18 protein-coding genes are annotated in these 26,019 nt (G+C 48.1%); 17 read left to right on the forward strand and 1 reads right to left on the reverse strand.

The genetic code is table 11. The features are described from left to right. Window positions 1-21 precede the first annotated feature (21 nt). Entirely contained in the window at window positions 22-924 is a 903-nt protein-coding gene (locus SG35_RS11360) for an ABC transporter substrate-binding protein (RefSeq protein ID WP_084692548.1), read from the reverse strand. 539 nt (window positions 925-1,463) lie between these two features. Between SG35_RS11360 and SG35_RS11365 the strand changes: the two genes are divergently transcribed. The 17 genes from SG35_RS11365 to tssH all read left to right on the forward strand — a co-directional run bounded on the left by SG35_RS11365 (window position 1,464) and on the right by tssH (window position 25,762). After that, a complete protein-coding gene (locus SG35_RS11365) occupies window positions 1,464-3,449 on the forward strand; it encodes a serine/threonine-protein kinase (protein ID WP_044831473.1) in 1,986 nt (661 codons plus the stop codon). 80 nt (window positions 3,450-3,529) lie between these two features. Next, a complete protein-coding gene (gene tagH, locus SG35_RS11370; RefSeq protein ID WP_044831474.1) occupies window positions 3,530-4,852 on the forward strand; it encodes a type VI secretion system-associated FHA domain protein TagH in 1,323 nt (440 codons plus the stop codon). 28 nt (window positions 4,853-4,880) lie between these two features. Continuing rightward, window positions 4,881-5,354 carry a type VI secretion system lipoprotein TssJ gene (gene tssJ / locus SG35_RS11375; protein ID WP_044831576.1) on the forward strand — a complete coding sequence of 158 codons (474 nt, stop codon included), beginning with the start codon at window positions 4,881-4,883 and terminating at the stop codon, window positions 5,352-5,354. A gap of 206 nt (window positions 5,355-5,560) precedes the next feature. Next, a complete protein-coding gene (gene tssK / locus SG35_RS11380) occupies window positions 5,561-6,889 on the forward strand; it encodes a type VI secretion system baseplate subunit TssK (RefSeq protein WP_044831475.1) in 1,329 nt (442 codons plus the stop codon). Window positions 6,890-6,958: 69 nt separating this feature from the next. Then, window positions 6,959-8,257, forward strand: coding sequence for a type VI secretion system protein TssL, long form (gene tssL, locus SG35_RS11385; protein ID WP_044831476.1), 1,299 nt, complete (start codon window positions 6,959-6,961; stop codon window positions 8,255-8,257). 87 nt (window positions 8,258-8,344) lie between these two features. Further along, window positions 8,345-11,890, forward strand: a complete 3,546-nt coding sequence (gene tssM, locus SG35_RS11390; protein ID WP_044831477.1) for a type VI secretion system membrane subunit TssM — start codon at window positions 8,345-8,347, stop codon at window positions 11,888-11,890. Continuing rightward, window positions 11,872-12,594 carry a type VI secretion system-associated protein TagF gene (gene tagF / locus SG35_RS11395; protein ID WP_044831478.1) on the forward strand — a complete coding sequence of 241 codons (723 nt, stop codon included), beginning with the start codon at window positions 11,872-11,874 and terminating at the stop codon, window positions 12,592-12,594. Before tssM ends, tagF begins: the two co-directional genes overlap by 19 nt. Beyond that, a complete protein-coding gene (locus SG35_RS11400; RefSeq protein WP_044831479.1) occupies window positions 12,594-13,373 on the forward strand; it encodes a PP2C family protein-serine/threonine phosphatase in 780 nt (259 codons plus the stop codon). The genes tagF and SG35_RS11400 overlap by 1 nt, the downstream gene beginning before the upstream one ends. Window positions 13,374-13,609: 236 nt before the next feature. Beyond that, window positions 13,610-14,728, forward strand: coding sequence for a type VI secretion system protein TssA (gene tssA, locus SG35_RS11405; protein WP_236702528.1), 1,119 nt, complete (start codon window positions 13,610-13,612; stop codon window positions 14,726-14,728). 240 nt (window positions 14,729-14,968) lie between these two features. Continuing rightward, window positions 14,969-15,475 (forward strand): type VI secretion system contractile sheath small subunit, encoded by a 507-nt coding sequence (tssB, locus tag SG35_RS11410; RefSeq protein WP_044831481.1) that lies wholly within the window; start codon window positions 14,969-14,971, stop codon window positions 15,473-15,475. Beyond that, a complete protein-coding gene (gene tssC / locus SG35_RS11415) occupies window positions 15,472-16,965 on the forward strand; it encodes a type VI secretion system contractile sheath large subunit (protein WP_044831482.1) in 1,494 nt (497 codons plus the stop codon). Before tssB ends, tssC (SG35_RS11415) begins: the two co-directional genes overlap by 4 nt. A 126-nt stretch (window positions 16,966-17,091) precedes the next feature. Next, window positions 17,092-18,648 carry a type VI secretion system contractile sheath large subunit gene (gene tssC / locus SG35_RS11420; protein ID WP_044831577.1) on the forward strand — a complete coding sequence of 519 codons (1,557 nt, stop codon included), beginning with the start codon at window positions 17,092-17,094 and terminating at the stop codon, window positions 18,646-18,648. A 14-nt stretch (window positions 18,649-18,662) separates the two neighbouring features. After that, window positions 18,663-19,469 (forward strand): type VI secretion system accessory protein TagJ, encoded by an 807-nt coding sequence (locus SG35_RS11425; protein WP_044831483.1) that lies wholly within the window; start codon window positions 18,663-18,665, stop codon window positions 19,467-19,469. A 55-nt stretch (window positions 19,470-19,524) separates the two neighbouring features. Beyond that, window positions 19,525-20,016: a type VI secretion system baseplate subunit TssE gene (gene tssE / locus SG35_RS11430; RefSeq protein WP_044831484.1), complete on the forward strand. Its 492-nt coding sequence runs from the start codon at window positions 19,525-19,527 to the stop codon at window positions 20,014-20,016. A gap of 89 nt (window positions 20,017-20,105) precedes the next feature. After that, window positions 20,106-21,938: a type VI secretion system baseplate subunit TssF gene (tssF, locus tag SG35_RS11435; protein ID WP_044831578.1), complete on the forward strand. Its 1,833-nt coding sequence runs from the start codon at window positions 20,106-20,108 to the stop codon at window positions 21,936-21,938. Between the two features lie 127 nt (window positions 21,939-22,065). After that, window positions 22,066-23,088 carry a type VI secretion system baseplate subunit TssG gene (gene tssG / locus SG35_RS11440; RefSeq protein WP_044831579.1) on the forward strand — a complete coding sequence of 341 codons (1,023 nt, stop codon included), beginning with the start codon at window positions 22,066-22,068 and terminating at the stop codon, window positions 23,086-23,088. Between the two features lie 55 nt (window positions 23,089-23,143). Further along, window positions 23,144-25,762, forward strand: coding sequence for a type VI secretion system ATPase TssH (gene tssH / locus SG35_RS11445; protein ID WP_044831485.1), 2,619 nt, complete (start codon window positions 23,144-23,146; stop codon window positions 25,760-25,762). Window positions 25,763-26,019: the final 257 nt, after the last annotated feature.

Consider the following 26,019-nt stretch of genomic DNA (forward strand, 5'->3'; position numbering starts at 1 on the left):
TCTATATCGGTAAAAACATCATTACTTGGGGAAAGTTAACGCAAATCCCGAACGTTTTCCTGAACCATACTCATAGCCTAAATGCGCTGCGGTTCTCAGGTTTACCGCCAGTTTAACGGTTTTTAGGGGGTTAACTATCGACGGCAGCGGTTGTGCGCTGATTTTCTCGACCAGGCGCACTAACTGACGTCCTAATAATTCATTATTGGGAATGGCGGAAAATAACGCACCACGTTTGGCATGGTTGGGTTTACTGGAGAAGACGACAATTTTATTGCTCCAGGCTTTTTCCAGGATCACAGGCACAATAATTTTATCGTTGGCGGTAATGGGATCTAACGGCAGCCAGATAGCGGTTTTGCTCAAGTCTTCCCGGGCAAAAATTCTGTCATAGGCCTTTACCGCTTCCCGGATATTTTCAACCTTGATGCCGTTTAAACTCAGCCCCTTGGCTTTCGCCTTTTCCCGGGCGTCATCTATGACCCAGGCGGAGGCCGGCGTATATAAAACCGTGACCTTAGTGATCTCCGGAGCAAGTTCATGTAAATAATCAAATAGCTCATCGGGATCTGCCGTTAAACTTACTCCGGAAATACCATTGGGCCGGATCGGCAGGGCGCCGACCACGACAGGTTTGTCTTTATAGATTTTCCTGGCAACCTGCAAGCCGCGTTTGCCTAAAGCGATCACTTTATCCGTGGTGATTTTATCTGCCGCATCATCGGGATCGAATTTATGCGACAGCTTGATTTCCAGGATTTCTTCCTGTGCTTCTTCGGCTATGCCCCGGGTGATCTGTTGGAATATTTTGTCATAGGGCGCTTTGACTTCAGGGTAAACCACAGTGAGAGACTCTGCCTGGCTGAAAAAGCAACAGACGAGCAAAAGCAAGGTTAAAAATTTAGCGCGATGAATCCACTTCACTTAGTGTTCCATTTATAAGTTACAGCCTACTCACTACTTGAGTTTCATTGTCACAATAGCGCAGCGAGCTTGCGAGCCTTGACACTTACTATTATGTGAACGGGTTAAAAATGACTATCAAATGACAAGCACAGACCCGCTTATAATGATAATAAATTTAACCTTTTAAGCGGGTATTATCGTCTGTATTGGTTTTGCTTGCAATAAGCGGATTAAAAAATTACCGCTAAAAAGGTCACAGAATAAGTGCAGGTAAAAATGGCATTGTGATTTAGCTGGGCTATGCTTTTCTATCAAGCTTATTCAAGCAGCGAACCCGGTGAAGTTTCTTTTGTTTGTCATGATAAAGTGCCGGAAATCATCTGAAAAATAACCAATAAAATAAACACCTGTCTTGTTTTTTGTTTATTAAAGGAGCAGAATGTTGGTGGTATTTTAGCCGTTATTGACCAATGTTAATTTAGCTCAAAAATGCTCAGCTGTTTTTTTAAAAGAGCAAACAGTGAGCAAAGCCGAGCCACACAAGGAAGTGATTAAACATGGAAAAGAATAACCCGGGCACCCCTGTTGCCGATGATAAAACCCTGGTTGCCGGGATCACCTCGAATAAAACTCAAGCGCACATCAATTTGGTGGGCAAATGTTTTAACAATCGCTACCTGATCGAATCGCAAATCGGTAATGGCGGTATGAGCGATATTTATCGCGCTAAAGATTTGCACCTTGAAGCCGAAGGCATAGATGAGCCTTATGTCGCGATTAAAGTCTTGCAACAAGAATTTAGCCAGCGCAGCGAAGCCAAACAACTGCTGATCAAAGAAGCAAGAAAAACCCAGCAACTTTCTCATCCCAATATCATCCGGGTATATGATGTCGATGCCGACGGCGATTACCACTTTATGGTGATGGAATGGTTAGACGGCGAACCGCTGGATCAGGTGATTAAACGTTCTAAACCTTTAGGCCTGCCTTTTAAAGGGGTGTTAAAATTACTGCAGCAGATCGCCGCCGCGTTAATTCATGCCCATAAAGTGGGCATAGTACATACCGATTTAAAACCCTCCAATATTATCCTGACCCGGGGGGGAGACATTAAAGTCTTTGACTTTGGCGTTGCCCGGGCAATGCAGTTAAATGTTGATCAATATGCCATGCCGGATAAGCAGCATACTACCCCTCATAGCGGTTATACCCCGGCTTATGCCAGCCTGGAACAACTGGAAGGAGAGCCGCCTTGTATTGCCGATGATATTTATGCTTTTTCCTGTATCATTTATGAACTGTTAACGGGCAAACATCCGTATCAAAGGGTTGCTGCCAACAAGGTTGATCCCAAGAAAATTCCCTTAGTTAAACCTAAACATATCAATTTTTATTACTGGCTGACCCTGAAAAAAGGCCTGGCGCTGAATAAAGCCGAGCGCTCAGGCGATGTTAACGACATGCTTAAAATATTTTCCCGTTGCCTGTGGCCGAAAATCCTGGCAACGGCTGCGGGACTTGTGCTTTTTGTCGGTGTTGCCCAGGTGTATCAAACACAAGAGCAGACCATTGAAAGTCTCAGCCAGGGAGTGGCGGAAAATACCAGCAAGCAGGCACAACTGTCGACGTTTGAGCAACTCACCACGCTGGAGTTGTTGTCACAGCTGGATGATATTCCCCGCGAACATGCCCTGATCAAGCAGGGGTTATTAAGATCCCACCAACAAAAAATTATCGATATTGTCGAGCAAAAGATAGAGCAAGTGCCCAAAGACCCCCATGGCGTCTATAAGAATTATGATGATATCGAAGTTATTCTTGCCGATGCCCTGGTGATTTTCCCCGACTCCATGCGCTTAATGCAAATGCTGGATGGCCAAAGAACCAGCCGTCTATCTATTGTTGACGCCCTGGCGGAAAGATTAAATTTATTGCTGGTGCAGGGGCGTTATCAGGAAAGCGGCGATAACCATATCCCCCGCCTGGTGGAAGATTTAAATTTCCTCGATACCGGTTTTGAATTCCAGCCGGACGAGCAGGCCTTTATCTTATACCAGGAAAATTTTGAGCGGGCATTACTGCAACATGATGTCAATGAAATCACGGTCTTGATTGGTGTTGGCGAATTAGTTTTTAACCATGTGCCCGAGGCGGAGTCTTTGCTGGCATTTGGTAAAAGCATGAAAACGTCGGTAGCCAAGTTAGCGGCTTATAATGAAAAAATCGCCAACGGCCGGGTGGCGGATTATCCCTATCAGGCGGCCGAGATTTTTTATCAAAAAACCTTTGAGCAGTTCGGTGCTGAATTGCAAGGCATAGAAGATCATACCCAGTTGACGTTAATAGACGAAAATGTGGCTGAGCTGGCCAAACTTTTACCGGCTAATTTTGAGCCGTTAGTCAGAATCGAGAAACGCATTGCCGGTTTATATCTGCGCCATGCAAATTTATTAATGGACAAAAAACACTATAAGGCCGCACAAAAACTGGTGAAAAGGGGCAATGAACTTTACGACCAGATCAACCAGATCTCTGTGTTATAAACCCGGGTGTTGTTATTGAGCTTTAGTTGCGCATTTACACCCTAAGCCATATCAGAAAAGTTAAGGATAATGGAAGCTAAATGGAATTAGAATTTGAAATTGTCAGCTATCACCGCCTCTCTCCCGAGCAAGTTACAAAAAAACGGGTTCGCGATGGCATAACCTTTGGCCGCTCTGAAAAAAATGACTGGCATCTGCCGGATCCTGAAAAGGTCGTCTCCGGCACCCATGCCCGGATTGAGAGGCAAGGGCAGGGGTTTGTGATTTATGATCTTTCCACCAACGGCCTTTATATTAACCGCGCCGTTGAAGCTCTGGGCAAAGATAAAGCCTATCTGCTTTGTGACGGGGATTTACTCGCCTTTGGCGATTATGAAATCAGCGTCAGCCTGTTGGAACAGGCCTTCGAGTCCTCATTTGAGAAAGGAACAGTATCGCAGGCTGAAACTCCTGTACCACCGCCCGTTACCCCGGTGGGCAGCGGTATTGCCGTAGGCAGTGTCTTTGGCGAAACATTGGCAACAAACGAACATGAGCTGCCTAAGAGCCAGCTTGCTTTACCTGAAGTACAGACGGAGCTTGATGATCATTTCTCTTTGCCCCAGGCTGCAATCCCCAAAGAATGGGAACTTGAACTGCTTGGCAAAACGGCGCCAGCCCAGGAGCAAGAGCCGGGTGGCGGCCATTTTTCAACAGCAGAGCAGCCGATAGCGGCTGCTGAGCCGGTGAGCACGATAATGGCAAATGACACCGGGCAAGTGGCTGCCAAAGCGGAAACGGCAACGGCCGTTAAAGCGAACAATAAAAAAAATCACACCGCCTCTTCACCTGCAGGGCTGCAAGCTTTTGTTAAAGGTTTGGGCATTTCACCTCAAGTGTTGCCACAGGAGCTTAGTGATGAACTGCTCTATCAAATGGGCCAGGCGATGCAGCTTTTGCTTGCCGGATTAATGGATTCCTTGCGCAGCCGGGCTTCCCTTAAGCATGAATTTCGTGTCAACCAGACCACTTTCCAGCAACAGGAAAATAATCCCCTGAAATTTTCCGCCTCTGTCGATGATGTCTTTGAAAATTTGTTTCTGCGCAGCAGTAAAAGCTTTTTGTCTTCAAAACGGGCGATAAGCGAAGCTTTTGATGATATCCGAAAACATGACATTGCCCTCACAGCTGGCACAGTAGGGGCGATAGAAGGGGTGCTGAGCCAGCTGGATCCCGAAGTGATTGCCAGCCGGGATTTCAGGCCTTCGCCGCTGGATAAAATCGTGCCGGGACAAAAGCAGTTACGTTACTGGAAAATATATCAAAGCCTGCATCAGGACCTGGTACAGGAGCAGGCCGGGCAGGGGGGAGTTTTATCGGATGATTTTATCCGGGCGTACGATAAAAAAATTAAATCTTTATAATTTGCAAACTGTGAAATGGGTTGAAAAAATGAACATGTTAAAAAAATCGTTATTGAGTCTATGGGTCGCCGGCAGTGTTTTCCTGGTTACGGGATGTTCTACCATAAATGCCATTGTGCCCCCTTCTACCGATATTACCTTCCATACCGCCGGCGATGTTAATCCCGATCTCAGTGGTCGTCCTTCGCCTGTGGTGGTGAAAGTGTTCGAATTGTCCTCGAGAACCATCTTTGATACCCAGGATTTTTTCACCTTGTATGAATCGCCGGAGCATGTGCTTGGCCCTGACTTGATCAAAAAGGATGAGTTGGAATTACAGCCGGACGGCAATATCGAATATAAAATGGAGCTGAATAAAAATGCCCGTTATGTCGGGGTTGTGGTGGCATATCGCGATATCGACAGTGCCAGGTGGCGTGCCGTGGTCGAAGTCGAGCCGACAGGTTATGACAATGTGGTGATGAATATTGAAAAACTGGCGGTATATGCCATCAAAAAATAATCCATTTAATTAGGGCCTGTTTATCTTTGGAGGGGATTAAGATTTTTGAGCGGTTTTTCCATATATCAAGGCAGAAAAATGGACGTGTAGTTGTTCTACAGGAATTTTTCTAACGCCGATAGATGGAATAACAGCGAAAAAGATGGTTCACGGTCAAAGATAAACAGGCCCTACTTTGAAGCTAAGCGAAAATAGACAGGGAAATCATGAGTGACTTTAACCCGGTGGCCTGGACAGAAGGCATGTTCCTGCGCCCGCAACATATGCAGCAGCAAGAAAGGTATTTGCAGTTTCAACATGCCAGTATCAATACCCGTATCAACCCTTTTGCCTGGGGTATTTTTAATCTGGAAATAGACAGCGCACTGTTATCTTTGGGGCAGTTTCGCCTGGATAATATTGAATGTGTTTTTCAGGACAATACCCTGGCGCTTTTACCCGAGCAAAACCCGCTGCCCGAGGCCATCACCATAGCGCCGGGCACCTGCGACCAGCTGATCTATTTAGTATTGCCGGTTAATAAAAGCACGGGGTTGAATATTTCCAGTCTCGAGGATAAGTTGATCACCCGGTATAATTATACCGATCATCATATTGTCGATACCAGTGTCGGCTCGGATGCTATGGAAGTGTTGCAGGTGGCAAAACTAAACTGCCAGCTGAAACTACAAAGCGAAGACAGGGCCGGTTATCTCAGCATTGCCGTTGCCCGTATTGCAGATGTCTCTGAAGAGGGGGCTATCCGCCTGGATAAAAAGTTTATCCCCCCCTGCATGGTGCTTGATCACATGCCGGCGCTGGCAAACCTGACCCGGGAAATACTGGGCATGATACATCAAAGGGCGGATGCCATTGCTGCCAGGCTGTCCCAGGCACAAGGCAGCTCCAGTTCGATTGCCGACTTTTTAATGCTGCAGCTGTTAAATAAATACCAGCCGCTGTTCGAACACTACGCCAGTGCCACAGGTTTGCACCCCCAGCAGCTTTATACCTGTTTGCTGGCTTTTTCCGGTGAGCTGTCCACCTTTAGCTCGCCGGATAAACGCACTGCCAAATTACCCCGTTATCAGCACGATAATTTAACCTACATCTTTAGCAATGTGATGGTGATTGTTAACCAGGGCTTAAGCAGTGTGCTTGAGCAAACCGCCATTGAGTTGCCGTTAGAGAAGAGTAAATTCGGTGTTTACCTGGCGGTGCTCAATGACAAAGACTTGCTTAAACGGGCAGAGTTTATCCTGGCGGTTAAAGCCAGTTTGCCCCATGAAGAAATCCGTAACCGCTTGCCGGGACAAATTAAGATCGGTGCGGTAGAAACCATCCGCGACCTGGTCAACAACCAGTTGCCGGGCATAGGGATCACAAGTTTACCCGTGGCGCCGCGTCAGGTGCCTTATCATGCCGGTTATCATTATTTCCAGCTGGACAAGTCCAACAGCCATTGGTTAAAGCTTGCCAGTAGCGGCGGCATTGCTTTGCATTTATCCGGAAATTATCCCGAATTAGCGCTGGAGTTGTGGGCGATTAATAACTAGGGCGCAGCTCTATTTGGCTTTTAGTTAACAGGGATTAAGGAAGATTTCAGCGAGTAAGGATGATTTGCCATGAATGATAAAACCATAGTCAAACCTCGTCCGGGACGGGGAGCAGGCGGCGGGAATAAGCCCGCGAACAAGGAAGCACCGGCCGATGACGGAAAAACCGTTTTTGAAGAAAACAGCGGCGAGAGCCGGGCACAAAATTCAATACTGACCATAGCGGCCAACCCCCTGGTGGACTGTGCCGGCACCTTGTTATCCATCTGTGCCCAAATCCGTAATACCGAGCAACATGAGGATATTAAAACCTTAAAAGTGCAATGTATTGAGCTGATCAAACATTATGAACAGCTGTTAAGGTCACATAATATCAACACAGAAGATATCCAGTCTGCCCGTTATTGCCTGTGCAGTTTCCTGGATGAAACCGTGCTGAACACCCCCTGGGGCGGCAACAGTTTATGGGCATCGGACAGTTTGTTATCCACCTTTCACAACGAGGCGTTCGGCGGTGAATATTTTTATACCTTGCTTGAAGCTGCGCTGCAAAACCCGGCAGAAAAACATCCCTTACTCGAACTTATGTATTTGTGCCTGTCTTTAGGGTTTGTCGGAAAAATGCGTATCGAAGATCAGGGAGAGAAAAAGCTCGAAGATTTAAGGGATAAATGTTACCAGGCGGTGCAAAGCTTTAAAGGGGATAACTACCGGGAATTATCCCCCGGCTGGCGGGATCGGGTGGTGCAACACCATGAATTTCAACATCCGTTTCCTTTGTGGGTCATAGGTGCGTTGTTTGGTGTTTTGCTGCTTTTTATCTACATGGCCTTTAGTTACAACATCAATAATTATTCCTCGAATGTTTATAAACAGCTTGTTTCCTTAGTACCCTGGCAGCAGGTGGGCCGGGAAGATCTGCAAAGTCTTAGCCGCGATGAAGCCCTGATGCTGCAACAATTGTTGCAAACGGAAATCCAGCGTCAGCTGCTCGATGTCGAGCAGCTCCCCGACCGGGTGCGCATCCGCATCGGCGCCGGGGTACTGTTTTCTTCCGGCAGTACCCAACCCAGGGCCGATTTTGAAGCCATACTGGCCAAAATAGCCCGCACCCTGGAAAGCACCGACGGTAAAATATTGATCACCGGCCATACCGATGATGACCCGATTTTTACCACTAAATATCCGTCCAACTGGCATTTGTCGCTGGCCCGGGCCACGGCCATAGGTAATTTTCTTGCCAATAATGCTTCTTTAAGCGGACGACTGTGGCCGGAAGGGCGCGGGGAGTCAGAGCCCAGGGTTGAAAATACCAGTGATCAAAACCGTTCACTGAACCGGCGCATAGAAATTGATTTATTATTTTGAGGCCTAGTTTTAATGTGCGGCTTTAATGTACCGCTTCACCACTATTAATAAACCGGGATGTTTTAATCGTCATTAAGGGAATGCAATATGTCGTTTAAAGAAACAAGTAAAAAATATTTGTCAAAACTTAAACCCAAAGTGCTGATCACCGCTTTAGGCCTGATTTGTTTAGCATTGCTGATCTGGTTTGGCGGGCCGCTGATTGCCATTGCCGGTTATGAGCCTTTATTGAGTCCGTCAGCGCGTATCATAGTTCTGCTCTTGATAGTCATCACCTGGGGATTGTTTAACCTGAGCTTTAAAGCCAAAGATAAAAAAAATAATGAGCAGGTAGTGAATAACCTGATCAATGGTGAAGAAGCCGATGCGGGTTCGGCGGAAGACAGGGCAAAAACAGAAATTGCTCTGTTGCATAAAAAAATGGCCCAGGCCATAGAAATATTGAAAAATACCAAGTTTGAAAAGAATAAGGGCATTTATGAATTGCCCTGGTATATCATGGTCGGGCCGCCGGGCTCAGGTAAAACCACGGCGATACAAAACTCCGGACTGGAATACCCGTTAAAGGAAAAAATGGGTATAGACATGATCCAGGGGGTTGGCGGCACCCGCCACTGCGACTGGTGGTTTACCAATAAAGCTGTGCTGATAGATACCGCCGGGCGTTATACCACACAAGATAGCCATGCCAAACAAGATGCCCGGGCCTGGCAGGGCTTTTTGGGGCTACTGAAAAAATTCAGGCCGTTGCGCCCCATCAACGGCGTGATCATTTCCATGGGCATGGCGGAGCTGCTTAACCAAACCAAAACCGAACGCAATCTGCATGCCCGGGCGATCAAGCAGCGGCTGCAGGAATTGCAGAACCAGCTGGGTATGACCTTTCCCGTTTATGTGCTCTTGTCCAAGTCGGATCTGGTGGCGGGCTTTAATGAATTTTTTGATGATTTTGCCAAAGAAGATTGTGAGCAAATTTGGGGGGTCACTTTTGATCTCAAAGCCCAGGACGAGCAAGGCAGTACTGTCAGCGGCTTTAATAAAGAATTCCACGGCTTGTTGAAAAACCTCAATGCCCGTATCAATACCCGGTTGAAAGTGGAAAGGGATCTGGATCGCCGTGCGATTATCTATGAGTTTCCCAAACAATTAAGGTTATTACAAAGCGCAGCCGATGACTTTTTAAAAGAAATCTTTTCCCCCAATGCTTATGAAGAAGTACCTATGCTGCGCGGTGTCTACCTGACCAGCGCCACCCAGGAAGGCACGCCGATAGATCACCTGAGCGCCCATTTATCCACCGGGGTCAGAAACCAGGTTAAATCACAACCGGCTAAACATGTCAGGGGATATTTCATCAAAGGTTTGCTCGAAGAAGTTATTTTTCCGGAAAAAAACCTTGCCAGCACCAACCGCCAGCATGATAAGCAAAATAATTTGCTCAGGCGCGGTGTTATCGCCGCCGCTTCCGTTTTAACCCTGGGGCTGAGTTTTGCCTGGTGGAGCAGTTACGACTGGAACAGCGGCTTGGTGGATCAGACTCAAGAGGCGCTTACCTATTATCAGCAAGTCAGCGACGGCGGTTTAAATAAAGACACCGAAATTATCACCTTAACCAAAGGATTAACCAGTTTAAGGGCACTGCCCGTCGGTTATGACGGTGAGCCGCTGGTTGATGCCCGTACCATGGGCCTTTATCAGGGAGATAAGTTAAAGCAACCCGCCATCGCCGCCTATGAGCGGGCGCTGCAGGGTTATCTCTTGCCTTACCTGATGAAAGTCCTGAGCCAGGAAATGGCGAATAATGCTTTACACCTTAATTATTTATATGAAACCTTAAAGATTTACCTGATGTTGTATGATGCCGGCCATTATCTTGAAGAGGATGTCAAGATTTGGTTTTCTGCCTATTTTGACCGCAATATTCCCGGTGAAATCAATGCCGGCATCCGCAGCGAACTTAATCAACATCTGGCCACCGCGCTTGAGCTGGGTATGAGGGGGGAAGACTATGCTGAAAATGTGGTCGCTCACGCCCGGGAGGCGCTGACCATGTTGCCTTTGGTGGAACGGGCTTACCAAAGGTTAAAAAGCGACTTTATGCAAAGCAGTATCCCGGATTTTAAACTGGTGGATATTTTATCTCCCGACAGCCTGGAAGGTTTTACCTTCCAAAGTGGCCGCAACTTTAATCAGGGGATCCCGGGCTTATTTACCTATAGCGGTTTTCACGGCATTTTCAGCATAGAGAAAAAACGTGTCATAAAAAGATTAATTGAAGACAGCTGGGTGTATGGCGACGATCTCAATACCCTGGATGAAGATACCAAGATTGATATTGCCGAGCAGCTGGAGCAAAAATATATCCGCGATTATATCTTTTACTGGGAAGACTTTCTCAGCGACCTGACGCTGAAATCTTATGCCAATTCCCGGGACGGGGCGAAAATTACCCATGCCTTATCCAGTCCCGATGCCCCGGTGAAAAGCATTATTGCCGCGGTGAAGAAAAATGTTCAGTTGACGAAAATTCCGCTATCGAACAATGAAAAAGCGGCGGCGGGCGTGGTGAAAAATGCTACCGATCTTGCCTTTCAGTCGAAAAAATCCCGCCTCAGCCGGTTATTGCCGGATAAAGGCGTTAAGCTCGACCTGGAGCTGCCGGGCAAAGAAGTAGAGCAGGCCTTTAGCGATTTATTGGCGATAGATTTACAGCAGCTGGATAAAGTGCAGGGCATTTTAAGGTCAATCAACCGCAATCTCGATAAGGTCTCTTTGACCAACAGCCAGGCCAGCTCTTATATGAACCAGCGCCTGGAAAGCAACTTTGAGCAGCTGGGCAATGAGCTGTCCGAGCAAATTGTCGATATGCCATACCCCCTGGCCAACTGGCTTGATACTATCGCTACCCAGACCAAAGGACTGGCGCGGGCCAATCAGAACGAACGCTTAAACGGTATCTGGAAGTCCCAGGTATTGTCGGAGTTTCGCCGCGGCATCAGCGGCCGCTATCCCTTTAACCGCAAATCAAGCAAAGACGTGCGTTTAAAGGACTTTAGCCGCTTTTTCGGTTATCAGGGCACCTTAGATAAGTTCTGGCATAAATACCTGAAAGATTATGTCGATACCAGCCAGGTGCCATGGCATTTCACCAAAGATATCGGCATCAGCCCGGATATTTTAACCATGTACCAGAACACGGAAAAAATCCGCGAGGCTTTTTTTGAAACCGGCATGAAGTCACCCCGGATTAATTTCAGTTTGCAGCCGCAATCCCTGGATCGCAATGTCAGTCTCTTTATGTTGGAAATTGACGGCCAGCAGCTAAATTACCGTCACGGGCCACCGAGAAAAGAGCAGTTTATCTGGCCGGGCCCCAGTGCCAACAGTGAAACCCGGATTGCTTTTACGCCACCCAATGGCGGGCGCTCCATCAATGCCAAATATGCCGGAGAATGGTCATTATTTCGCTTTTTGGACAAATTAAAGCGCGAAAGGCCAAAAACTAAGTCGGATGGTTTGTTAGAAATCACCCTAAGTGGTTATAATGCCAAGCTTAAGTTTATGCCCAACAGCGTTAACAATCCCTTTTGGATGTTAAATCTGGAGGGCTTTTCATGTCCGACCACGTTATAAAGGACTTGGGTTTTTGCGGTAAAATCCCCGCCAAAGGGGATTTTGTGCAAAGCGACTTTAATCCGGATTTTTTAAAAAACTGGAATGAATGGTTGCAGGCGGTGGTTGCGGTAAGCCGGGAGCAGGTGAAGGATAATTGGCTCGATTATTACCTTACCAGCCCGGTATGGCATTTTGCCTTATCACCGGGAGTGTGTTGCGAATCCGGGGTGTTAGGCACAGTGATCCCCAGTGTTGATCAGGTGAGCCGGCACTTTCCTTTTACCCTGGCGGCGCTGCATAATGTCTCGCCATTGCAGGCCTGGCATAAAAATAACTGGTCTGCCAGCTTTGAAAATGTCATTCTAGAGGTCTTGGAAGATGATTTCGAGCTTGAGCCCTGGTTTGAACAGCTTAAAAAACAGCAGCAACAGGTCTCGGGTAGACAGATTGATATCAGCCATATTGAATCTGAAGATAAGATAAAAAAAGGTTGGGTGATCCGGGGAGAAATGGCGCCCGAGCCGATTGAGTTGCTTCATCATCAGTATCTTCACCACTTTGGCAATTACAGCCTGTGGTGGACTTTGGGCTCAGAACTGGTTGAGCCCTGTTTTATTGTTACCGACGGCTTGCCCCAGGTAAGCCAATTTGTTGCCATGATGGACGGCCAGTGGCAACAGCGAAACTGGAATACCAGTGAAATATATAGAAAGGAATTATAATGGCTCAATCAAGTCATGCGCAAACTCATAGGGGTACGGTAAGAAAAATCAATGAAGATGCTTTTTTAGAGTTACCTTCATTGGGGATCTGGGTAGTTGCCGATGGAATGGGAGGGCATGCCGCGGGAGATGTAGCCAGTCAGCTGGTAACTGATACCATACAAAGCGTTGTTGAAGCCGTGCCGGTTGAACAAATGAGCTGTGAATTGTTAACTCAGGCGCTTCAGGAAGCAAACGATAAATTACAGTTAATGAGTGCCAATGAATTTTCCGGCAAGGTTGCCGGCAGCACTGTGGTGATTTTATGGATCCGCGAAAACCGCTACCACCTGCTCTGGGTCGGAGATAGCCGGGGTTATCTGCTTCGAGATGAGCAGTTTACCCAAGTCACTAAGGACCACAGCCAGGTCAATGACATGGTGGATGAAGGTTTGTTGCGCGCCGAAGAAGCCGAGCACCATCCGCTGGCGAATGTCATCACCCGGGCGGTCGGGGTAGATAGCAAATTAGAAGTGGATATCAAAAGCGGCGAGCTGCAAAGCGGTGATGTCTTTTTGTTATGCAGCGACGGCCTAAACAAAGAAGTCAGCGATTTTGAAATTGAGCATACCTTGCTTTCGGGCAATATTATTGATGCCGGTATGGCCCTGATGCACGCATCGCTCGTTAGGAACGCCCGGGATAATGTTACCTGCATCCTGATAAAAAACAGCCTGCAAAATGAGATAAATCCGCGCGCCAATGATGAAAGCACCATACCGCTTTTTAATAAATCATAAACGCAGCCGGATAACTTAAGCCGAAGAAAAATAGCGCCAGAGAGCAGGGGAAAAATTTCCCCTGTATTGTTAAGGTTACTTAGGCTAAACTAGGTCAAAATATAATCGGATGTATATTTAGAAAACCATATTTGATGAGCATTATTTAAGAAAGTTTTATTATTTGAAAACCTGATTTCACACATGGCTTAAAAGCGGTTGGCCAAACTGTTAATTATTCAAGGATGAATATAAGTTTGAATCCCCTGACTCTTGTACTTGACGAATTTATTCAACCGATCTCGGATACGGCTCCAACCGGTACAGATCCGCGTGCGGATGTTTCCCCGACCTCGGCTTATTACCTGCTTAAAGACATACGCAACAGCGCCCGGGCGAAAGAGCGAAATGCCCTGGTAGACGATGAAAGTTTGTTATCCCTGGCTCCAGAGTGGCGGCCGGTTTTAGAGCAGGTGCCGCAGGCATTAAAAACCTCAGGCAAAGACCTTGAATTTGTTGCCTGGCTGATCGAAGCCTTATGCCGCTTACATGGTTTTGAAGGGCTGGCTTTTGGCTTTAATCTTGGCGCCGAGCTGATTGAACGTTATTGGCAAGACCTCTATCCGACTCCTGATCCCGGCGACCTGTCCGAGCGCCTTGCCCCCCTTATCGGCCTTAACGGCATTGAAAGCGAAGGTTCGCTGATCCAGCCGATCAAAGCCATTTTGATCACCGGGGGCAGCAGCGAAGAGCCTTTTGCCAGCTGGCAATATGAACAGGCCCTTGAAGTGGATCGCCTCGACAGTGAAAAACAGCAAAAACGTTTTGAAGTAGGGGCCGTGTCTTTAGAAGCGGTGCAAATCAGTATCAAGGAAACGTCGGCAGATTTTTATGTGAAGTTAAACCGGGATGTCGATGCGGCGATCTCGGCTTTCGGGCGTTTATCATCGGCCATGGACAGCGCCATGGCAGGAGAGCCGCAACCCACCAGTTATATCAGCAAAGCCCTGGCCGGCTGTGCAAACCATATCAAAAGCATTGCCAAAGATATTCTCAGTCAGGCGGCAGCCGATGAGGTAGACCCCGAGCAAGCAGAGGTGACCAACAAAGAAGAGGCCAATGTCAGTCCGCTGGATATTGCTGCCGCTGCTTGTGCCCTTGAACAATTAAATAGCCGGGAACAGGCGATTAAAAACCTGGACCATATTGCCGAGTTTTTCCGTAAAACCGAGCCCCATTCCCCTATGTCTTATGCCATAGAGCAAGTGATCCGCTGGAGTGAGCTGAGTTTACCCGAATTACTTCAGGAGCTGATTGTCGATGGTGAAGCCCGTAATGGTTTCTTTAAATTATCCGGGATCAAAATCGACGATTAACCCCGGCAGGGCAGAGTAAAAAGTAAATCGAAAAGAAGAAAAGCAAAAAAGAAAAAGTAAAAAACGGCAGATAAACAGCTAAGTCGCCACCCGGATCCACGTCCGGTATGAGAACCTTTAGCGTTTTGTTTACTGCATACTTGATAACAATGCAGGTTGAGTGCGTAGTTTGTAGTGCCTTGTTTTGTACCTGGTTTAGTAACATAAGTTAGTAAAAGTTAGTGACATAAAGGAGCTCACATGGGTATACATGACAAATTAAAAAGGGTTCGAAAACCCCGGGTTCACATCACTTATGATGTGGAAACCGAGGGAGCCGTAGTGAAAAAAGAATTGCCTTTTGTTATCGGGGTCGCCGGAGATTTTAGTGGTCATAATACCCAAGATCTTAAACCCCTTAAGGACAGGCGTTTTGTGCAAATCGACCGCGATAATTTTGATGATATCCTTAAACGCATGAACCCGACCCTGGATATTGCCGTTGATAATACCCTGAGTGAGGATGAAAACTCCCAGTTAAAAGTCGCGTTAAGTTTTAATTCACTGCAGGACTTTGAACCGGCGGCAATCGTCAACCAGGTTGAGCCTTTGAAAAAACTTATGGATACGAGAAATAAACTCAGGGACCTGATGACCAAGGTAGACAGATCCGAAGACCTTGAAAATATTCTCGAAGATGTCCTGAGTAACACCACAAGCTTAGATCAGCTGGCGGATGAACTTGATCTGAAAGGGGACCAGGAATGACTACAGAAACCGAAACACTCAGCCAGGAAGGCAGCCAAAGTGGTGAAAGCCTCTCTATCCTGGGACAGGCCATAGATGCCACCAAACAAACCGACAGTTCAAGGGCCGAGGAGCTGATCCGCTCATTAACCGAGGAAGCGTTAAAAGGTACGGTAAAATGGAATAAAAACCTGACGGTGACCTTTAACCAGGCGATCAAGGTGATTGATGAAACCATTTCCAAGCAGCTCTCGGCCATTATGCACCATGATGAATTCCAGAAACTCGAAGGCAGCTGGCGCGGCCTGAACCATACGGTGCAAAACTCGGAAACCAATGCGACCTTAAAAATTCGCATGATGAGCCTGAGTAAAAAAGAATTACATAAAGACTTAAGTAAGGCGGTGGAGTTTGACCAAAGCCAGATCTTTAAAAAGATCTACGAAGCGGAATTCGGCACCCCGGGAGGCGAGCCTTATGGCGCCCTGGTCGGTGATTATGAGTTTACCAACCACCCGGAAGACATTGAAACCCTGTCGTTAATGTCAAACGTTGCCGCCGCCGGTTTTTGCCCCTTTATCTCCGCTTCCGGCGCTTCTTTGTTTGGTTTTGACGACTGGACCGAGTTAAGCAAACCCAGGGATCTGGAAAAAGTCTTCGAATCGCTGGAATACACCAAATGGCGCTCGTTCAGGGACAGTGATGATTCGCGTTTTGTGACCTTGACCATGCCCAGGGTACTGGCCCGCTTGCCTTATGGCCAGGCGACCAAAGTGGTGGAAGAATTCAGCTTTGAAGAGTTTGATCTCGATGAAACCGGCACCCGCTCGGTCACCACGGCCCATGATGATTACTGCTGGATGAATGCCGCTTATGCCATGGCCACCAACATGGCCCAGGCGTTTAGCCAGTATGGTTTTTGTACTGCCATTCGCGGCGCGGAAGGCGGCGGCAAGGTTGAAGGTTTGCCGGCCCATGTCTTTACCAGTGACGACGGCGATCCGGATCTGATGTGTCCCACCGAAATCGGCATTACCGACCGCCGTGAAGCCGAACTGAGTAAGTTGGGATTCTTGCCGTTATGCCACTATAAACATACCGATTACGCGGTGTTTTTCGGCTCCCAGTCCTGTCAGAAACCTAAGGTCTACGACAGCCACGATGCCACCGCCAATGCCGCAATTTCCGCGCGCCTGCCTTATCTGATGGCGACGTCGCGTTTTGCCCATTACTTAAAAGTGATGGCCCGGGATAAAATCGGCAGCTTTATGGAAGCCGAAGATGTCGAGTCCTGGCTTAACCGCTGGATCTTATCCTTTGTCAATGCTTCCGAGGGCGGCGGTCAGGAAATTCGGGCGAAATATCCGTTGGCGGATGCCAAGGTCCAGGTCAAGGAAATCCCCGGCCAGCCCGGCTCCTACAATGCCGTGGCCTGGTTACGTCCCTGGCTGCAAATGGAAGAGCTTACCGCCTCCTTGCGTTTAGTGGCCAAGATCCCCAGCGTGGGTTAAATCAGCCGTTAACTGAGTGAAGGGGGAAGGCACGGGCTTTCCCCTTAGCAGCTTAACACCCGCTTTAGCGCTGCTTTGATTACGTATCCTTGTTTAAACCTCTGGCATTAAGGACAGATGTTAATTATGACGGTGGACAGCATTTCATTTGTTGACGATGAAATCTTTCAGCAGGCCTCTGTGTCTGGAGCTGTGCCTGTGCGTGGGGAAAAATTAAAGAACAGGCAGTTGCTGGAGCGCTTTCTACGCGAAACCGACACCCTTAAATCGCTATTATTGTGGCTGGAAAATGCTGCAGAAAAACTCCCCCGTTTTGATAAAAAGCATGTCTTGCCGGTACTGCTTAAAGCCATCAATGAAATAGACAGGCAATTAGAGCAGCAGATAAACAGTATTCTCCACCATCCAAGCTTTCAGGCGCTGGAGGCTGCCTGGCGCTGCCTGGCTTATGTCACCGGGCAAAAAGCAACGTTTGATAAGGGGCAAAAAGTAAAAATTAAGCTGCTTGATTGTAGCTGGCAGGTGCTGAGCAAAGACATCAATAAAGCGATTGAATTTGATCAGAGTGAGTTTTTCAAACTGATTTACAACAATGAATATGACATGTCCGGCGGCGAACCGTTCGGGGTGATCATAGGAAACTATCATATCCGCCATAGCAACAGAGGCGCTAATGGTTTGAATAGCTCCCAGGCAGCCGCCAGCCATGATATTGATGTGCTCAAAGATATTGCCCGTTGCTGCGCCGCGGCGTTTGCGCCTTTTATCACTTCGGTGCAACCGTCATTTTTTGGTGCCGATGATTTTTCCGATCTCGCCGGTCACAGCGACTTCAGCCATTTCTTCGGCGAGGATGAATATCTGAAGTGGCATACGTTAAGGAATATGGATGAAGCCCGTTTTCTTGGCTTGACTTTACCTTATATTTTAATGCGGGCACCTTATCTTAATGATGGCAGCCGCAGTGAAGGTTTTAAATTTAAAGAAAGTATCAATAATGCCCAGCAAGATCATTTATGGGGCAATGCCGCGTTTGCCTTTGCCGGTGTGCTTATCCGCGCTTTTAGCGAGTCCGGCTGGTTCGGTCAGATCCGCGGTATGGTACCGGGGGAAAAGAAAAAAGGCCTGGTGTGTGACTTGCCTTTGTGCCGTTATGAAACCGATTTATATCAAAACAGCCCTAAGCCGTCGGTGAATTTACTGGTGGGAGACAGGGCTGAAAAGGCATTATCCGACCTGGGCTTTATTCCGCTTTCTGCCGTGCCCGGCAGTGAACATTTAGTGTTTTACTCCAATGCCTCGGCGCAAAAACCGCAACAGTTTGATTCCTTGCCCGCCTGCGTTAACGCGAAATTATCGGCTATGCTGCAATATATCTTATGTGTCTCCAGGTTTGCCCATTACTTAAAAGTGCTGGGGCGGGAAAAAATCGGCTCTTATCATTCTGCCCGCCTGTGTGAGCAAGAGCTGCAAACCTGGCTGCATCAATATACCACGGGCTCAGATTCTGCCTCCGATGAAGTACGCAGCAAATATCCGCTGCACAGCGCGAAAATCAAGGTAAAAGAAATGCCGGGAAAACCCGGCCATTATTATTCCGTTATCCAGCTGCAGCCGCATTTTCAGCTGGATCAAATGGTGTCCAGTATCAAGTTGGTGACCGAATTAACGCCTAAACATTAGTTTAAGGAAGATGAATGAAAGAAATAAAAAGCATGTTGCAGCAGGGACGTTTAACAGATGTGATCAGCCACATTGAAACCCAGCTGCGCGATGATCCTCTCAATGTTGATCTCAAAAGTGCCCTGGTGGAACTGTTGTGTATTAATGGTGAGCTGGAACGGGCGGACCAGTTGATCAATGCCATGGTGCAAAAACATCCTGATCTTATCGTCGGCGCTTCAAACCTGCGTTTGCTGATCCGTGCGGCACAGGAGCGGCAGGACTTTTTACAGGGGCAAGGGGTGCCTAACCTCTTTAACGAAAGAGACGAATATCTGGAGGCCTTTATGAAGCTGAACCTGGAAATCAACCAGGGGCAGCAAGGTGAAGCGCTGCAGCAGGTCTGTGAGCAGCTCGAGCGCAGCAGGCCGGATACCCGGGTCAAGATTAATGACAGCAGCAGAAAAATTGTCAGGGATCTTGATGATACCTTAGGGGGCTTTATCGAAATTTTCGGCACCGACGGCAAATTTTACATCGCCCAGTTAGCCGAGGTGGATTATGTTCATTTTAAGCCGGTGTCTTCTTTGCTTGAACAGGTATGGCGCCGGGTTGACTTAAGTATTAAAGGCGGTCCCAGCGGCGAAGCTTATCTGCCGCTGGTTTATGCCAATAGTGTTACCGATAAACAAAAGCTTGGCCGTGAAACCGACTGGCAGCAACTGGCGCCGGAAGTATCGCGGGGGGCAGGACAGAAAATGTGGTTTGTTGATGATAAGGCAATGGCGATTTCAGAGGTGAATCATATCAACTGTGTCTCCCTTGAGGGCGAAGCAGAATAATGCTCTGGCAGCTAAGAGGCAGGGGAAAGACAGCTCAACTTAGCGGGAGATTTCTATGAGTCAATATAACCGGCAAGCCATTGAAGTGTCTTTGCTGGATAAACTCATCGATGACAACCCCGAGCAGCCGGATATCAGGGAAGGGCACCGCGGCGTCAGCTTAGAGCAGATCCGCGCCAATGTCAGGCGGGATCTGGAAAATTTGCTTAATGCCAAAGTGCCCTGGCAAACCTGGCCGGAATGTTACCGGGAATTGGACAATTCTTTGGTGAACTATGGCCTGCAGGACTTTTCCAGCATGGCGGTGGGCAGCCTGGAAGGGCGGCAATTATTATGTCAGAAAGTGGCGGATGCCATTAAAAGGTTTGAGCCGCGCTTTATCGAAGTGGAAGTGGAGACCGTGGATAACGAGCAGCCCCTGGACCGTATCTTGAGGTTGCGTATCAATGCCCTGTTATATGCCGATCCAGAGCCGGAATATATCAGCTTTGATTCTGAGGTGGAGCCGGTGAACTTAGGCATGAAAGTGCAGGAAACTCAGCTGTGAACGGGGCTGTAATTGCCTGCTTTGAAGGTGAAGCCAGAAGCTAGATGTTGAAGGTGGTTCTTGAAGATGAAAGTGCAAAGGATGGAATTTTGAACGAAGACTTGCTGAAATATTACAACCGTGAATTGGCCTTTATCCGTCATATGGGGGCCGAATTTGCCAGTAAATACCCTAAGCTGGCGGGACGGCTGCGATTAAGTGACGAGCAGGTGGAAGATCCGCATGTCTCCAGGCTCATTGAAGCCTTCTCTTTGCTGACGGCGCAAATCCGGCAGAAATTAGACGACAGTTTTCCGGAATTAACCCAGGCGTTGCTTGGCCAGCTTTATCCGGATTACCAGGCGCCGATCCCTTCGATGACCATTATTAAAATGATCACCGAAAATGTCTCCACCACAGGCATTACCCTGCCTAAAGGCACTAAGGTGGATACCCGGGTCGAGGGCATGAAAACCTGTCATTTTCGCAGTTGTTACGACACCGAACTCTGGCCGCTGGAAGTAGAGCAAGCCAGTTTTCAAAATGCGCCTTTTACTGCCCCTGAGCCTGTCTGGCAGCAACAACCCAAAGCGGTGATCAAGCTTTCCCTGGCCACGGAATTTGAAGAAGTGTCTATGCCCGGTTTGGGGGTCAAGCGCTTGCGTTTTTACCTTAACGGCCAGCCCCACCAGAGTTTGTTGTTATACCAGCTGTTATTCGAGCATTGTCTTGGCCTGGCCATAGTGCCGTCAGGACAAATAGAGCAGGCTAAATATCTGCAGCCAAGGCATATTAAAGCCGTGGGTTTTGATGATGAGCATAAGGTTATTCCTTACAGCCAGCGAACCTTGTCCGGCTACCGTTTATTGGTGGAGAATTTTATCTTTCCGGAAAAATTCTTATTTTTTGAACTGGATGAACTGGGCAGCTTTTGGAGCGGAATTGGAAATAAATGCGATATCTATCTTTATTTGAAACAAGGCTCTGAAGATTTGGAAAAACAGGTCGCTGCCGGTCACTTTTTACTTGGTTGTACCCCGGTGATCAACTTATTTGAACAGGAGCTGGAACCGGTCAGGCTGGAGCCGAGTTTATATGAATATAAACTTGCCCCCAGGTATCTCGATGCCGAAGTGGCGGAAATCATCAATATCGGTGAGGTCACGGCTTACGATCCCAAAGACAACAAGGTCAGCATCAGTCCTTTTTACGGCGAAACCCATCCCGCCTATTTAGATCAAAACCGTATGTTCTGGCATATCAACCGCCAGGCGTCGAGCTGGGCCGGGGGCTTTGCCGAGCAGGGCACAGAGGTCTACCTGTCTTTGGTGGATCATGAATTTAAAGGTTTTACCGCCCCGGATGAATACGGCACCTGGCTATTGAGTATCAATGCGCTGTGCAGCAACCGTAACTTACCCGCCCACCTGCCGTTTGGCACCGATGAGCCGAAAATGTTTGTCCCCTCAAGGGCCGATATTATCAAGCAGGTGAAATGCCTGTCGGCCCCGACCATGCCGGTAAGGGCGGCGCTTGATGATGCCAGCCGCTGGCAGCTGGTCAGCCATTTATCGCTGGAGCACTTTAGCGGGCCGGATGCCTTAAAGACATTAAAAGAAACATTAAAGCTTTATGACTTTAAGAGTTCGCCGGAAAATAAAACCCTGATTGAAAATATCACCAAAGTTACCATCACCAGCGCCACCGCCAGGGTGAACCAGCAAGGACGCATCAGTTTTTGCAACGGCAGCGAGATTGAGCTGGTTTTTGCCGGGGATCATTATGGCGGCAGCGGAGTATTTTTCTTTTGTACCATACTGGACCATTTCTTTGCCCAGTATGCGGCAATCAACAGCTTTACCCGTTTAAGCGTGCGCTTTAAGGAGCAGGAAGGTATTTATCATACCTGGCCATCCCGGGCAGGCAGGAGGCCGTTGTTATGAGCATTCATGTCCAAAGAAGAGGAATTTTATTCAGCTTTTATATTTTGGGGATTGAATTAAAGCGTAGTAAGGTATTTACCACTATTCATTTCTGGTGGCCAAGCAGGGCAGGCAGGAGGCCGCTGTTATGAGCATAGATGCGTTAATTAAAGACCCCTCCGCTTTTGACTTCTACCAGGCGGTATATACCCTGCAGCGCCAGCTGGCGGGAGAAAAGCAGCAGTTCAGGAAAGTCGGCTTTGATAGTTTGCCAAAACATGAGCTGATCCGTTTTAAGTCAGAGCAGCATCTGGGTTTTCCCGGGCAGGCGATAGCGGCGATAAAACAGGCGGGCACCGACGAGCAAGATAATATCAGTGTCGATATGCTGGTTTCTTTTATGGGCTTAACCGGCCCGAGCGGGATCTTACCCCGGCATTACAGCGAGCTTATTTTGCAGCGGCTGAAATTTAAAGATACCGGTATGCGTGACTTTTACGATGTCTTTAACCACAGGCTGATTTCCCTGTTTTACCGGGCCTGGGAAAAATATCGTTTTGCCATTAATTTCCAGAATGCGAATTGTCAGAGGGAAAATGGCAGTAAAAACAATGATAAAAGTCAATCGGATCCTTTTAGCCAGGTATTGGCCCGTTTAAGCGGCGGTGAGGGGGTCAATCAATATTATGCCGGGCTTTTCAGTAAAAAAATTCGCAGCAGCGACGGTTTGCAGCAAATATTATCGGAATTTACCCGCGCTAAAGTGCGTATCGAACAATTTCAGGGCAAATGGCAATACCTGCCGGGCAGTGAACAAACACGCCTTGGCTCCCGTCAACAACCGGAAGGCCAGTATGCCCGTTTAGGTCTTGATGCCAGTATCGGTAGCCGGGTATGGGATATTAATTCTTCTATTGCCATCCACCTTACCCCGGAGGCGGGGCAGGCGGTGAAGGATTTTTTACCCGGTGAAAGCAGCGCCGAATTGGTAAAACAAGTGATAAAGCGTTATCTGGGCAATGCCGTTAAAGTAAAAATTTTGCTGCATATTAAACAGCGGGATGTGCCGCCGGTGCAGTTATCGGGGGCCGGTGTGCCTCTGGGTATGGGCTGTGGTTTATTGAGCCGTGCGGAAAAAGAAAACAAGCCTTGTACCTTATCCCTGTCCTGACAGGCAGGGTAGGGAAAACAAAGCTTTTTGATAATAAATTAAAGGACTAATACTTATGTCAGCCATGACCTTGAATAAACTGGTGGAGAAACTCAACCCCGTATGCCGCCAATCGCTGGAAGCTGCGGCGGGCATTTGCCATAGCCGCAGTCAGTTTACGGTGGAAATGGAGCATTGGCTGCTGGCCATGCTGGAGCAGGATGCCGGTGATTTAAGCTTGATCCTGGCAAGTTTTTCGGTGGAAAAAGAGCGCTTGCTGGGGCAGTTACGCCAGGGACTGGAAAAGCTGAAAACCGGTAACAGTGCCGCGCCGAGTTTATCCCCGCATATCGTTAATTTGCTGCGCCAGACCTGGCTTAATACCAGCATAGAATTTAGCGATGGGCGGATCCGCTCTGCTTATGTGATTTATACCTTGCTCAACGATGACAGCTTAACGGCGCTAATTTCCCGCTCCGGTGGAGAACTCACTAATATTGACCCGGCGCAGCTATTACATGCCTGGCCACAGTTAGCCGCCAAATCTGACGAGTCGGGCTTTTCTGCTCAGGGCGGTGCACCGTTAGCGCAGCAAGAAAATACCGGCCCGGGCGGTTCACACAATACCCCGGGATTAAATCAGTTCACCCAAGATCTTACCGCGCAGGCCAAAGCGGGGAAAGTCGATCCTATCCTGGGGCGGGATAATGAAATTCGTCAGATGGTGGATATCCTGACCCGGCGCCGTCAGAACAACCCGATTTTAACCGGTGAAGCCGGGGTCGGTAAAACTGCGGTGGTAGAAGGTTTAGCGTTAAAAATTGCCGAGCAGGATGTACCGGATGCCTTAAAAGATGTCAGTATCCGGGTGCTGGACTTGGCACTGTTACAGGCCGGTGCCGGCATGAAGGGGGAATTTGAGAACAGGCTTAAGTCGCTTATCAGTGAGGTCAAAGCCTCGCCGATACCGATTATTTTATTTATCGACGAAGCCCATACCATGATCGGCAGCGGCGGAGCGGCGGGACAAAACGATGCCGCCAACTTATTAAAGCCTGCCTTGGCCAGGGGGGAATTACGCACGATTGCCGCGACGACCTGGGCGGAATATAAAAAATATTTTGAAAAAGATGCCGCCCTTAGCCGTCGTTTCCAGGTAGTAAAAATTGAAGAGCCGAGTGAAGCAGCCGCTGTGGTGATGATGCGCGGCTTGTTGCCGGTGATGGAAAATCATCATCAGATTTTTATTACCGATAAAGCCCTTAATGCCGCGGTGAGTTTATCGCACCGGTATATCAGCGGCCGGCAGTTACCGGACAAGGCGGTGAGTTTACTTGATACCGCCTGTGCCCGGGTGGCCATGAGCCAGGCATCGACCCCGGGGCCCATTGAAAACCTGCAACGCAAAACCCAGCAACTGGAAACACAAATCAGTTTACTCAACAGAGAAGCGAAAACAGGCGTTGATCATAAGCAAGCCATCACCGGGCTGGAGCTGGAACTTAACAATGCCCGGGAGGAGTTAAGCTCGCTCACATCACTTTGGCAAAGCGAGCGGGATCTGGTGGCAAAAATTACCAGTCTGACCCTGGAATTACAGGATGAAAATAAAAATACGCCGGCCTTAGTGACCGAGCTTAATCAGTTAAAAGCGACCCTGGCAGAAAACAAGCAGCCCATGGTGTTTTATCAAGTAGATGAACAGCTGGTGGCGGAAGTGATTGCCGACTGGACCGGTATTCCTGTCGGGAAAATGCAGCACGATGAAATTGCCACCATTTTAGCCTTACAGCAAAACCTGGCCGGGCGCATTGTCGGGCAAGACCATGCCCTGGCGCTGATTGCGAAAACGGTACAAACCTCGCGCGCCCAGCTCGGGGATGAAAAGCGTCCCAACGGCGTGTTTCTGCTCAGCGGCCCGAGCGGGGTCGGTAAAACAGAAACAGCCCTGGCCCTGGCGGAGCAGGTTTACGGCAGTGAAGATAACGTGACCGTGATCAATATGTCGGAATTTAAGGAAGAGCATAAGGTTTCCCTGCTGCTGGGCTCACCTCCGGGTTATGTCGGTTACGGCGAAGGCGGGGTGTTAACCGAAGCGGTGCGCCGTAAGCCCTATAGCGTGATTTTGCTCGATGAAATGGAAAAATCCCACCCCGGGGTGCAGGATATTTTCTATCAGGTGTTCGATAAAGGCACCATTAAAGACGGTGAAGGCCGGGATATTGATTTTAAAAACACCATTATCATTATGACCTCAAATGTCGGCACAGAAACCACCATGGAGTTATTTGCCGATGAAAATACCGCACCTTCACCCACAGGGCTGGCGAAGGCGATACAGGATGACTTGCTCGGGCACTTTAAACCGGCGTTTTTAGGCCGGGTAAATGTTATCCCTTATATTCCGCTAAGTCGTGACATGCTCACCGACATTACTGAACTGCAGCTGGCGCGGGTTGCACAGCGCTTGGAAATACATTACCAGGCCAAGTTTGAATACAGCCATCAGGTGGTGGAGAAAATTGTCGGCATGTGCCGGGATTCCGGCTCGGGTGCGCGTAATATTCATAATATTTTGCAAAATACCCTGCTGCCAGAGTTGTCGGTAAGAATACTGGAAAAAATGACTGGCAATGAAGTCACAACTGCGGTGAAGGTGAATATTAAGGGCGGGGAATTTAATTATAAGTTATAAGGAAGTAAGTGCCAGATTCTATAGCTGTGCCGTGGGATCTAGCATTAACTGACATACCCGGGAGCTAAACGGGAAAACAGTATCAAGGCATGCTGGAGATTGCTTTGTCTGCGGTATTGGCGTTAACCGGACTTGTCGATACTACTTTAGTATAATTTCATTATATTCAAGTAGTAATGTTAACGGCCTTAGGCTAATTTTGATGGGTTTAAGCCGGTTAACTTTTTGCCTGGCCACTTTTTTGAAGCGAAAAAGAA

Source organism: Thalassomonas actiniarum (assembly GCF_000948975.2).
GTDB lineage: Bacteria > Pseudomonadota > Gammaproteobacteria > Enterobacterales > Alteromonadaceae > Thalassomonas > Thalassomonas actiniarum.

Bases quoted from the DNA above. Each gene is read 5' to 3' on its own strand.
- SG35_RS11365 (WP_044831473.1), top strand. From the start codon at position 1,464: ATGGAAAAGAATAACCCGGGCACCCCTGTTGCCGATGATAAAACCCTG.
- tagH (WP_044831474.1), top strand. From the start codon at position 3,530: ATGGAATTAGAATTTGAAATTGTCAGCTATCACCGCCTCTCTCCCGAG.
- tssJ (WP_044831576.1), top strand. From the start codon at position 4,881: ATGAACATGTTAAAAAAATCGTTATTGAGTCTATGGGTCGCCGGCAGT.
- tssK (WP_044831475.1), top strand. From the start codon at position 5,561: ATGAGTGACTTTAACCCGGTGGCCTGGACAGAAGGCATGTTCCTGCGC.
- tssL (WP_044831476.1), top strand. From the start codon at position 6,959: ATGAATGATAAAACCATAGTCAAACCTCGTCCGGGACGGGGAGCAGGC.
- tssM (WP_044831477.1), top strand. From the start codon at position 8,345: ATGTCGTTTAAAGAAACAAGTAAAAAATATTTGTCAAAACTTAAACCC.
- tagF (WP_044831478.1), top strand. From the start codon at position 11,872: ATGTCCGACCACGTTATAAAGGACTTGGGTTTTTGCGGTAAAATCCCC.
- SG35_RS11400 (WP_044831479.1), top strand. From the start codon at position 12,594: ATGGCTCAATCAAGTCATGCGCAAACTCATAGGGGTACGGTAAGAAAA.
- tssB (WP_044831481.1), top strand. From the start codon at position 14,969: ATGGGTATACATGACAAATTAAAAAGGGTTCGAAAACCCCGGGTTCAC.
- tssC (WP_044831482.1), top strand. From the start codon at position 15,472: ATGACTACAGAAACCGAAACACTCAGCCAGGAAGGCAGCCAAAGTGGT.
- tssC (WP_044831577.1), top strand. From the start codon at position 17,092: ATGACGGTGGACAGCATTTCATTTGTTGACGATGAAATCTTTCAGCAG.
- SG35_RS11425 (WP_044831483.1), top strand. From the start codon at position 18,663: ATGAAAGAAATAAAAAGCATGTTGCAGCAGGGACGTTTAACAGATGTG.
- tssE (WP_044831484.1), top strand. From the start codon at position 19,525: ATGAGTCAATATAACCGGCAAGCCATTGAAGTGTCTTTGCTGGATAAA.
- tssG (WP_044831579.1), top strand. From the start codon at position 22,066: ATGAGCATAGATGCGTTAATTAAAGACCCCTCCGCTTTTGACTTCTAC.
- tssH (WP_044831485.1), top strand. From the start codon at position 23,144: ATGTCAGCCATGACCTTGAATAAACTGGTGGAGAAACTCAACCCCGTA.